The sequence below is a fragment of the Sphingomonas sp. GW821-FHT02B09 genome (genome assembly GCF_059421875.1).
Window position 1 is genome coordinate 20,943 of the sequence record NZ_JBWKVV010000010.1, and the last position, 10,930, is coordinate 31,872.

General features: G+C 67.6%; 10 protein-coding genes. 4 read left to right on the plus strand and 6 right to left on the minus strand.

The window, feature by feature from the left end:
• Positions 1-144 precede the first annotated feature (144 nt).
• Entirely contained in the window at positions 145-1,821 is a 1,677-nt protein-coding gene (locus AC07U4_RS22450; protein WP_495197173.1) for a sigma-54 interaction domain-containing protein, read from the minus strand.
• Between AC07U4_RS22450 and AC07U4_RS22455 the strand changes: the two genes are divergently transcribed.
• Together AC07U4_RS22455 and tcuA are read left to right on the plus strand one after the other, a co-directional pair.
• Complete coding sequence (locus AC07U4_RS22455) at positions 1,750-2,406, plus strand: Zn-ribbon domain-containing OB-fold protein (RefSeq protein ID WP_495197174.1); 657 nt, start codon at positions 1,750-1,752, stop codon at positions 2,404-2,406. The genes AC07U4_RS22450 and AC07U4_RS22455 overlap by 72 nt on opposite strands.
• 109 nt (positions 2,407-2,515) lie before the next feature.
• Entirely contained in the window at positions 2,516-4,015 is a 1,500-nt protein-coding gene (gene tcuA, locus AC07U4_RS22460) for an FAD-dependent tricarballylate dehydrogenase TcuA (protein WP_495197175.1), read from the plus strand.
• A 43-nt stretch (positions 4,016-4,058) separates the two neighbouring features.
• Here tcuA and pcaF read toward each other — a convergent pair whose 3' ends face one another.
• From pcaF to AC07U4_RS22485, 5 genes are read right to left on the minus strand one after another with little or no spacing between them, the layout of a single operon-like run.
• Positions 4,059-5,258: a 3-oxoadipyl-CoA thiolase gene (gene pcaF / locus AC07U4_RS22465; protein WP_495197176.1), complete on the minus strand. Its 1,200-nt coding sequence runs from the start codon at positions 5,256-5,258 to the stop codon at positions 4,059-4,061.
• A 16-nt stretch (positions 5,259-5,274) separates the two neighbouring features.
• Positions 5,275-5,739: a MaoC/PaaZ C-terminal domain-containing protein gene (locus AC07U4_RS22470; protein ID WP_495197177.1), complete on the minus strand. Its 465-nt coding sequence runs from the start codon at positions 5,737-5,739 to the stop codon at positions 5,275-5,277.
• Between the two features lie 10 nt (positions 5,740-5,749).
• Positions 5,750-6,916, minus strand: coding sequence for a thiolase C-terminal domain-containing protein (locus AC07U4_RS22475; protein ID WP_495197178.1), 1,167 nt, complete (start codon positions 6,914-6,916; stop codon positions 5,750-5,752).
• A complete protein-coding gene (locus tag AC07U4_RS22480; protein WP_495197179.1) occupies positions 6,913-7,764 on the minus strand; it encodes an enoyl-CoA hydratase/isomerase family protein in 852 nt (283 codons plus the stop codon). Before AC07U4_RS22480 ends, AC07U4_RS22475 begins: the two co-directional genes overlap by 4 nt.
• Positions 7,761-8,582 (minus strand): SDR family oxidoreductase, encoded by an 822-nt coding sequence (locus AC07U4_RS22485; protein WP_495197180.1) that lies wholly within the window; start codon positions 8,580-8,582, stop codon positions 7,761-7,763. The genes AC07U4_RS22480 and AC07U4_RS22485 overlap by 4 nt, the downstream gene beginning before the upstream one ends.
• Positions 8,583-8,904: 322 nt before the next feature.
• Here AC07U4_RS22485 and AC07U4_RS22490 point away from each other — a divergent pair, with 322 nt between their 5' ends.
• Both AC07U4_RS22490 and AC07U4_RS22495 read left to right on the plus strand, forming a co-directional pair.
• Positions 8,905-10,149, plus strand: a complete 1,245-nt coding sequence (locus AC07U4_RS22490) for a CaiB/BaiF CoA transferase family protein (RefSeq protein WP_495197181.1) — start codon at positions 8,905-8,907, stop codon at positions 10,147-10,149.
• The gene (locus AC07U4_RS22495; RefSeq protein ID WP_495197182.1) at positions 10,146-10,925 is read left to right on the plus strand and encodes an enoyl-CoA hydratase-related protein; all 780 of its coding nucleotides are present in this window, start codon (positions 10,146-10,148) and stop codon (positions 10,923-10,925) included. The genes AC07U4_RS22490 and AC07U4_RS22495 overlap by 4 nt, the downstream gene beginning before the upstream one ends.
• Positions 10,926-10,930: the final 5 nt, after the last annotated feature.

The following is a 10,930-nucleotide window of genomic DNA, read 5'->3' on the forward strand; positions in this document are numbered from 1 at the left end:
TGGCCGAGCCGGACGATGGCACATTGCCTGAGGTCAGCAGCAAGCTGCGTGCCACAGTTGAGGTCGGCGATCGCGCCTTGGCCCGGCCACGGCACGCGCGCCTCGACAATCGTGCCGCATGCGCGGCGTTTGAACGGAGAACGGTTAGGCGACCGCTTCCTCGAGATCTTCATCCTGCTCGGACATGTCTTCGCCGAGCTTTTTGTAGAGGTAGGATCGAGATACGCCGAGCATTTCGGCGACACGCTTCTTGTTGCCTTTAAAGCGAACCATCGCATCAGCGATCATGTCTCGCTCGAGTTGGTCGACCGCATCCTTGATCGTGCCACCCGGCCTCGTCGCCGCAGGTTTGGGACCGATTGCCGGGCGCGACGAGGCGAAGGCGTCCTCGTGCGCGAAGTCGTCGACGGTCAGCCTGCCGTTCTCCGCGAAGACAAATGCACGCTCGACCTCGTGCCGGAGCTGGCGCACGTTGCCCGGCCAGCGACGCTCCATCAGGTGTCCGGGCACGTTCAGTGCCACCTCCGGCACCGGCCGGCCGTACTTGTCGGCCATCTCGGCCACAAAATGGTGAAGGAGCAGCGGCAGATCCTCAAGCCGCTCCTCCAGCGTTGGCAGGACGATCGTCACTGGGCTGATCCGGTAGAAGAGGTCCAACCTGAACTTGTTCTGCTCAATGAACGCCTCGAGGTCCCTGTTAGTGGCGCTGCACAGCCGAAAGTCGACGCGCGTCGGCTTATCGCCGCCAACCCGCTCCACCACCCTGTCCTGCAGGACGCGCAGGAGCTTGGATTGCACCTCGATGGGCATGTCACCGATTTCATCGAGGAAGATCGTCCCACCGTCCGCGAGCTCGAACTTGCCCGCACGTCCCTTTCTGTCCGCGCCGGTGAAGGACCCGGCTGCGTAGCCGAACAGCTCGCTCTCGACGAGCGTCGCTGGCAACGCGGCTGCGTTGACCGTGACGAGGCGCCCGTCGCGGCGTGGACTCATCATGTGCAGCGCACGCGCCACTAGCTCCTTCCCGGTGCCGCTCTCGCCCTGGATGAGCACGGGGACGTCAAGCGGCGCGACCTTGCGTATCTGCTGCCGGACCGACTGGATGGCGAGACTCTGCCCGATAATTGCGTCGAGGAAGCGTTCGCCGCGGCTCGTCTCCAGCGACTCGGCGCGATATTGCGCGATCTCCTTCTCAAGATCGTTGACCCGACGCGAAAGCTCCTCGACCTGCTCGGGACCCTTGAACATCACGCGACCGATGGCGCCTGCGATTTCGCCGTTGTGCCTGATTGGGTGACGGGACACGACGCGATCGCTACCCTTCATCCGAAGGATCTGTCCTACCTCCGCCACACCGGTGTGCACCACCTCGGGGAGCCTAGAGTTCGGAATTACCTCGCGAATGGGGCGTCCGCTCCCCTCCCCTGGCCCCAAGCCAAAGAACCGCTCGTGCACCGGGGAGATGAAGACAATGCGCTCGTCGGCGTCGATGACGACCATCGCGTCATAGGGGTCGGTAAGAATGAGGTCGACAATGTCGTGGGAGAAGTCGACTGTCATCAGGAAGCGGAGCAGGGTGTCCGAAGGCTCGTCGACCAGGAGGAGCAAGTGGCCGTCCGATACGCGGCTGACGTAGGCGATGAGCGCACCGTCCTCGAGCAGGATCGGGACCATCCGCTTGTCGAGCGCATCCTCAAGCCAACCTGAATTTGTCGCGAGCCGCTGCACCCGTTTGTCCGTGCCGACACCATGAGACGTCGTCACCACGCCGTCCTGAATCATCAGCACTCCCGCCAACTTCTGCGCGCCAGCCTGTTCCATACCTACTCTCCTACGCCCCCCTGTTCTCCAGGTGGTCATTATCGCCTTCTATGTGTACGCCCCGACAACAGCTTGGTCAATCGAGTGATCATCGGTGCCCTTCCCTGCCGCACACTCTCGGTTCTGGCCCGCATTTTGCGACGCTTCTGCCGGATCGCATGGAGAACGGCAGTGGAAGGCGTGGGCAATCTGGAGACGGGAGACACGAGATCCTTCTGGCGAGCTGCGGCCGAAGGTAGACTCGTCTTCCAGCGGTGCGCTCCTTGTGGACACGTGCAGCATCCCCCGAGACACCAATGCGCAATATGCTGGAGCGATCAGCTGGAGGAGGTCGACAGCGCCGGGCGGGGATCGATCGAGAGCCTCACCGTCGTGCGTCGCGCGCCGACTGCGGCCTTCAGGGGAAGGGTGCCCTACGTCGTGGTCGCCGTCGCCATGGACGAGGGGCCCAGGATGATCGCCAACCTTCTCGGCGATGCTGCCACCGACGCAAAGCCTGACGACCGGGTGGAGGTCACCTTCGTCGCGGACGACGGAGGCACGACGCTGCCGCAGTTCAGGCTGGCGGCACACGATGCCCGGTGATGTCGCGATCCGATCGCCAGCAGTGGAAGGCGGAGGGGTTCCCGTGGTCCTTGCTGAAGCCGGGAGCCATGGCAAGCGTCGTCGCCATGGTCGCGGGGACCGATAAGCGATGACCGATCGTGTGGACGTACTCGTCGCAGGATCGGGCAATGCGGCCCTGTGCGCCGGCATCGCCGCGCTGGAGGCGGGAAGATCGGTGCTGCTGCTTGAGAAGGCCGGAGCGCAGCTGGGCGGCGGCAACAGCCGCTACACCGCCGGTGCGATGCGGTTCTGCTATGAGAACGGAGGCGACCTGCTGCCGCTTCTCGAGGATCCTTCGGACGCAAGGCTCGCGAGCACCGATTTCGGCAGCTATGTCGCGGCGCAGTTCGGCGAGGATCTGCTGCGCTTCAACCAAGGCCGCCCTTTGAGCGCGGAGCAGCTCGCCGTCGTCGACGGCAGCTACGCCGCGGTCCGTTGGCTGGGCGCGCATGGTATCCGGTTCGCCCCGAACTATGCGCATCAATCCTCGCTGATCGATGGCCGGCACGTCTTCTGGGGTGGGCTCCCGCTGCAGTCGTCAGGCGAGGGCGTCGGGCTGATCGACGCGGAGATGGCTATCTTTCAACGGCTCGGCGGGGAGATCCGCTACGACACCCCCGTCCTCGATCTCCTCATTGCCGACGGACGGGTGATTGGCGCGACCACGCCGGCAGGATCGGTGGTCGCGGGCGCGGTGGTCCTCGCGTGTGGCGGCTTCGAGGCGAGCCGCGAAGCGCGCGAGCGCCATCTAGGCCCTTCGTGGGGCGCGGCGCGGGTTAGGGGAACGCCGCACAATACGGGCGACGGCCTTGAGATGGCGCTGCGTGCCGGCGCCGAACCGCGGGGATCGTTCGCGAACTGCCACTCCTCGCCGACGGATCACGAAGGACCAGACTTCGGAAACCTATCCATCCCGCATAGGCGGCGGAAGCTTTACCGCAAGATCTGGTATCATCTGGGCGTCATGGTCAACACCGCTGGCGCGAGGTTCGTCGACGAAGGTTCCGACTTGCGCAACTTCACCTACGCGCAGGTAGGTCGTGCTATCATGGCCCAGCCCGATCACCGCGCGTGGCAGATTTTCGACGCCGAAGCTGTGGCTCAGCTGCCCGAGGATTACTGGTTTGAGGGCGCCCATTTCGTTGAGGCCGACGATTTGGACGGACTCGCGACTGCGTTGAGCAACCTCCTGGACGCGCGGGCGCTGCTCCGCACCATCCACGCCTACAACGCCGCGGTGGACGACCGAACACCCTTCGACCTGTCGATCAAGGACGGCCGCGGCGCTCCGGGGCTGGAGCCGCCGCGCTTGAACTGGGCGCGCCGACTCGCCACCCCGCCGTTCCGCGCCTACCCGGTAACGGGTGGCGTCACCTTCACCTATGGCGGCGTTGGCGTCTCCGAAGACGCTGCGGTCCTCCGGCAGGGCGGCGATCCGATCCCGGGCCTTTACGCCTGCGGCGAGATGGTCGGTGGCGTCTTCCACGGCGGCTATCCCGGTGGGGCGGGACTCACCTCGGGCGTCGTGTTCGGCCGCAAGGCGGGCACCGCAGCCGCGCGCTTCGCCGCCGCTGCTGGCCAAACATGATAGCCGGTCCGAGCATCCGCAGCGATGTCGGCCGCGATGCGCCCTAGACGCGCTCCAGCACGATCGCCGTCCCCTGTCCGACTCCGACGCACATGGTGCACAGCGCGTAACGGCCACCGCCCTGCGCCAGCTGCCTTGCTGCGGCCATGACGAGCCGCGCGCCCGACATGCCTAGTGGATGCCCAAGGGCGATCGCTCCTCCGTGGCGGTTCACATGTTCTGCGTCGTCGTCCAGGCCAAGCTCGCGAAGCGTCGCCAAGGCCTGCGACGCGAACGCCTCGTTCAACTCGACGACGTCAAAGTCGCCGATCGCCAGACCGGTCCGTCCGAGCACCTTCCGAACCGCCGGCACGGGCCCGACGCCCATGACCCGGGGCGCCACCCCCGCAGACGCCATCGCCACGATGCGCGCCAGCGGCGTCAGGCCGTGCGTGCGCAACGCCGCCTCGCTGGCGACGACCATCGCGGCCGCGCCGTCGTTCACGCCCGACGAGTTGCCGGCCGTGACGGTCCTGTCGGGTCCATTCACCCCTCGGAGGGCCACGAGCCGCTCCATGGTCGTCGCCCGCGGATGCTCGTCGATCTCGACGAGCAGCGGCGGCCCCTTGGCTCTCGCCACCGTCACGGGCACGATTTCGTCGGCGAACACGCCGGCCGCCTGCGCCGCCGCCCAGCGCTCCTGCGATCGCAAGGCGAAGGCGTCCTGGTCCGCCCGGCCGACGCCGTAGTCCTCTGCGACGTTGTCGGCGGTCTGCGGCATCGAGTCCGTGCCGTGGCGCGCGTGCATGACGGGATTGGGGAACCGCCAGCCGATCGTCGTGTCGTAGATGGCCGGCGACCGGTCGAACGCGCTGGTCGCCTTGGGCATCACGAACGGCGCCCGGCTCATGCTCTCGACGCCGCCGGCGATCGCCAGCTCCTGATCCCCGCTTCGGATCGCACGCGCCGCGACCCCGACGGCGTCCATGCCCGATGCGCAGAGCCGGTTGACCGTTACGCCCGGCACCGACGTCGGCAGGCCCGCCAGGAGCGCAGCCATCCGGGCGACGTTGCGGTTGTCCTCCCCGGCCTGGTTGGCTGCGCCGAACACGACTTCATCCACCGCGTCCCAGTCCACGCCGGTATTGCGATCGATCAGCGCCCGGATGGGTATCGCCGCCAGATCATCGGCGCGGACCGACGAGAGCGCACCGCCGTAGCGGCCTATTGGGGTCCGGATGGCGTCGCAGACGAAGGCTTCCATCGTGGTGGTCCGATCCTCAGGCCGCCGGTCGGCGGCGATACATGAATGTGGCGTTCATCGTCTGCACGCTCTCGCCGCGCTGATTGACGAACTCGCGCTTGAAGCTGACCACCCCGCGGTCGGGCTTCGACGTCTCTCGCTTGTCGAGGACGGTCGAACGCATGTGGAGCGTGTCGCCGTGCTTCACCGGCAGATGCATCCGCCACTCGTCGATGCCGAGCACAGCTAGGAGCGTGCCGTCGTTGACCCCGCTAGCATACTGGAGCCCGCCCATCACGGCGTAGACGAGAGGAGCGTGGGCGATCGGCTCCCCAAACGGAGTGGTGCGGCAGTATTCGAAGTCGGTGTGCACGCCGTTGAAGTCGCCCGACAGGCAGGCGAAGTTCACAATGTCGGTGCTGGTGATCGTCCTTCTGGGCGTCTCGATGCGCTGTCCCGCCTCGAAGTCGTCCCAGAACATGCCTCTCGCGGCGTCGGTCATGACAGGCTCCTCAACGCGGTTCGGCGGTGAGTACCGCCGTGCAGTGCGAGGAGAGGATCCCCCCCTCGCCGTGAACGATCGCGGCGGCGGCGCCCTCGACTTGCCGGCCGACAGCCTCTCCGCGTAGCTGGCGGACGGCCTCGACGACGCCCATCAGGCCGCCGACCGCGCCGGCATGGGCGTGGCTGAGCATGCCTCCGTGCGTGTTTACGGGCAGCCGCCCGCCGAGCGTCGCGCCGCCTGAGGCAAACAGCGCGCCCCCCTCCCCGCGCGGGGCCAGACCCAACTCCTCCATCTCGATGATCGGGACGATGCTGAAGCAGTCGTAGAGAAGCGCGATGTCCATGTCGGATGGTCCGAGACCGGCCATAGCGTAGGCGTGCTGCCCGGACCTCGCAGCCCCGAACTCGGTCAGGCTAGGCGCGTTCGTGAGGTGCTCGTGGGTGTGCGCCTCGCCGATGCCCGCGAGATGCACCGCGCGCCCGGGCAAGTTTCGCGCCCGCTCCGGCGAGGTGACTACGAAGGCTCCTCCCGCGTCCGAGATCAGGCAGCAGTCCAGCATGTTCAGCGGATCTGAGATGGGCTTCGAGGAGAGCACCTCCTCGACGGTGATCGGCATCCGCATCTGCGCGGAAGGATGCAGGATGGCGTGCGCGCGCGTGTTCACTGCGACGGCGGCCATCTCCTCCCGCAGAGTGCCGTACTTCCGCATGTAGGCGTTGGCGACCATGGCGTAGAGCGACGGGATGCCGACGCCGTATGGAGCCTCGAAGTATGGGTGCCCGACCGCGGTGAGCGCGGCCACCGCCTCGTCCCGCGACATGCCGGTAGCGCGGTTCTCGCCCGCGCACACGAGCACGACCTCGGCGCTCCCTGCCGCGATCGCCTGCGCGGCGTGGTGCAGCATGACCAGGGGCGACGCCCCTCCGACGACGAGCGAGGCGCAGAGCCGTGGCTGGAGACCCAGATACTCCGCGAGGACAGAGCCGAGCATAAAGTAGGGCTCGGTGAAGGAGTATGCCGTCAGCAGTCCGTCCACGTCGCGGGGACTCAGTCCGGCGTCGTCGAGCGCCCGCTTGGCGGCCTGCGCGTTCAGGCCGAGACCGGTCATGTGCGGGAGGCGGCCGATGTCGCTCTCGCCGACGCCGACAATGACCGCCTTGTTGCGGAGCGTCACTCGGCGGCCTCCGCTGCGATCGACGCGGGCAGTCCGTCCGAACCGAAGCCGCGCTCCGCCGCGCCGACGTAGTCGGGCTGCCGCTTCTCGAGAAGCGCAGCCAGCCCCTCCCGGAACTCCGCGCTGGACATGGCGAGCGCCTGGCCCAGCCCCTCCTGCTCCATCATGTCAGCAACGCTGGTCTCGAACGACTTGAGGAGGAGCGTCTTGGCGAGACCCATCACCTCCGCCGGCCCCGCGGCGAGCCTGTGCGCCAGCGCCAGACCCTCGGCGTCCACCTCGTCGTCGGGGACTACCTTCAGGGCGATTCCGAGCTCCTCCGCCGTCCGAGCGTCCCAGGTCGCGTCCGTGTAGAGGAAGTTCCTCGCCTTCGCGAGGCCCACCAATCGCGGCAGGGTGAAGAGGGCCAGGCAGTCTGGGACGACGCCGAGGCGGAAGAAGCCGGCCGTGAACTTGGCGCTCTCGCCGACGATGACGAGGTCGGCCATGAGCGCCATGCCCATGCCGCCGCCGACCGCGTGCCCGCGGACGCCGCAGACCACCGGCCGATCCAGGGTGAGCAGCGGCGGGAAGAGCGTCGCGGCGTGCCGGAAGCGGCGATGCACCGGCCAGGGATCGGCGGCCTTCGTGAGCATCTGCAGATCGCCGCCCGCGCAGAACCCGCGCCCCTTCCCCGTCAGGTAGACGGCGCGGATCGTTCGGTCGTCCTGGATCTCCCGGGTCACGTCGCGGAGCGAAAAGCGCATCTCCCGGGTCAGCGCGTTGCGGGCCGCCTCGTTAGCGAGGCGGACGATCAGGACGGGACCCTGCCTCTCCGTCTCGAGGTGGGGCAGTTGGCGAACGGTCATGCGGCCTTCTCTTCGCGGGGAGCGACCTTCGGCGTACCCGTCCCTGCGCGGCTGCGATTGCGGCCGCCGTCGACCACCAGGTCGGCTCCCGTCACGTAGCCGCCCGCGTCGGAGCAGAGGTAGACCGCCGCCGCCGCAATGTCGGCGGTCCGGCCGAACTCCCCAAGTGGAACCGAAGAGAGCTGCGCCGCAGCGGCGCCCACGTCCTCGTAGATGCGCTTGACGCCCTCCGTGTCCCCGATGGCGCCGGGCGCAATGGTGTTGCAGCGGATGCCGTCGGGGCCCCACTCGCTGGACAGGGTGCGGATCAGGGACATGATGCCCGCCTTGGCCGCACCGGCGTGCGCGCAGCCGGGCCAGCCCTCCAGCGCGCGGGTGGTGGAGATGGCGATGAGCCGCCCGCCGAACTTGGACGCCCTCAGCGCCTCGTAGGCGGCGCGCGCGCAGAAGAAAGTGCCGTTCAGGTCGATGTCCACGACCGTCCGCCAGGCGTTGGGCGACATGGTCGCGGCGGGCACGACGAAGTTACCCGCCGCGTTCGCGATCATGACGTCCAACGAGCCGAACCTCTCTACGGCTGCCGCTACGGCGCGCTCCACGTCCTCGTAGGAACGCACGTCGATGCGCACCGCGATTGCCTCTCCCCCGGCGGCCTCGATCTCCGCGACGGCGACGTCAAGCCTCTCCTGGTTGCGGCTGGCGAGGACGAGCCTTGCTCCCGCCTGGGCGAACGCCTTAGCGATCCCAAGGCCGATCCCGCTGCCGCCCCCGGTGATGAGGGCGACCCGCCCCGCAAGTGCATCTGACGTGAAGGTCATCCCCGGCTTCATCCCCTATCGTCCGGCAGCGTCGAGCCGGATCCCGCGGACGCTGCGACGCGTCCATCCCCCGCTAGCTGCAATCACCGTGCCATCCGGCTCAGGATCGCATCGCCCCGTCCATCTCCGAGGACGGCCGCGACGCGCCCGAGCGGGATTGTGCCCCGCGAGAACACCTTGTCAGCCGCGCGGACAATCCCGCCGACAGCCGCAGCCCGTCAGGCACCCGGCCGAAAGTCGCCAAGGGCCGCGAAGTGCTTCGATCAATCGATGGCACGGCGCTTGCAACCCGACTGTCAACGAGACGGGAGGGATTGGTGCAATGGAGACGATCGAAGCAGAACCGCATGCCCTGCCGTTCGCCGCGCTACCGGGCACGGAACCCGGCAGATCGTTCGACATGCTCTCCGGCGTGAGGGTCGTCGACCTGACCACCTCGGTCGCAGGTCCCTACGCGACGATGCTGCTGTCGGACTTCGGCGCTGAGATCGTGAAGGTCGAGCGGCCGGAAGGCGACGACGCGCGTCACTGGGGACCTCCGTTCCTCGATGGCGAGGCGCTCTGGTTCACCGCGATCAACCGCAACAAGCGAAGCGTGGTCTTGGATCTGCGGTCGGACGACGATCGCTCGCGGCTCATGGCGCTGATCCGCGACGCCGACGTCGTCGTCACCAACCAGCCGCCCGACGTTCAGCGGAAGCTGGGGCTGGATCATGCGGCTCTGAGCGCGGGCCGGGAGGACCTGATCTTCGTATCGATATCCGGCTTTGGGCTCACGGGGGATCGAGCCGACCTCACCTGTTACGACCTGATCGCCGAGGGTTATTCGGGCATCATGGACATAACCGGCGACGCCTCGGGGCCGCCCCAGAAAATCGGCGCTCCCGCCGCCGACATGCTCGCGGGACAAGATGCCGCCATGGCCACGATGGCCGCGCTGGTGCGCCGCGGCCGGCACGGCCGCGGCGCGCGGATCGACGTCAGCCTGGTCGAGAGCATGACACGGTTCCTCACCTGCCGGCTGTCCTCATACATGGGTTCGGGGACCGTGCCGCGCCGATCGGGCGGCACCGACAGCGTTATCGCTATTTACCAGCCGTTTGAGACGGCCGACCTGCCGCTGAACCTCGGTCTCGGATCCGACGCAATCTGGCGGCGCTTCTGGTCGGCGGTGGGCGATCCGGACTACGGGACCCAGGCCGAGTTCGGCTCGAACGCCGACCGACGGCTCCACCGGTCCGACATCGTGGACAGGATACAGGCCGTCCTCCTCGGCCGCACCCGCGCCGAGTGGCTTGCGACCTTCGCGGAGGCGCGCATTCCGGCCGGACCCATCAACCGGGTCGACGAGGTCGTGGCGGACGAGGCGCTCCACCAGCGCGGCCTGTTCTTCACCCTCTGCGGCGAGGGCGGGCGGGCAGTCCCCCAGGTTGGCCTGGGTATCCAGATCGACGGCGAGTGGAGCGTCCCCCGCGGACTGCCCCCGAGGCTCGGCGAGCACACCGAAGCGGTCCTCGCCGAGGACAACATTGGCGGCACTGCCGTCCGAGCAGGAGAGAGACGATGACGTTCACCGAGATCCTCTACGAGGAGGACGGTCCGGTCGGAACGATTACGCTGAACCGGCCGCAGGACGGCAACATGTTCACTGAGACCATGTGCCACGAGGTGCGCGACTGCATCGAGGCGATCAGGCGCGAAACGCGCACCCGGGTCGTCGTGCTGACCGGGGCGGGCGACCGCTTCTTCTGCATCGGCGGCCGTAAGGAAGGGATGCAGGACACCAGGCTCTATGCCGGCGTCCTGCCGACGCTCGAAATGTACGAAGCCATCGACCGTCTACAGAAGCCCGTCATCGCCAGCGTAAACGGCTTTGCGGTTGGCGGCGGCAACGTGCTCCAAGTGGTCTGCGATCTGACCATCTCCAAGGAGAGCGCCGTCTTCCGGCAGGTCGGTCCCATGATGGGATCCTTCGACGCCGGCTACGGCACTTGGTATCTAGAGGACCTCGTCGGCAAGAAGCGCGCGAAGGAGATCTGGTACACCAATCCGAAGATGACGGCGGCGGAGGCGAAGGAGATAGGCCTCATCAACCGCGTCGTTCCGGACGCCGAGCTCGCGGAACGCACTCGCGAATACGCGCTCGAGGTTGCCGATCGTGGCGCCTTCGCGCTCGCATCCATCAAGGGCGCCTTCAACGCCCGCCACGGCGGTGTGGGCGGCCTATCCCGGGTGACGCACGACCTGCTGCTCCGCAGCTATCTTGGCACGCCCGAGGCCAAGGAGCTGAGCGCGAGCTTCGCCGAGCGACGCAAGCCAGACGCCGACCTGATCGGATCCTGAGCGAA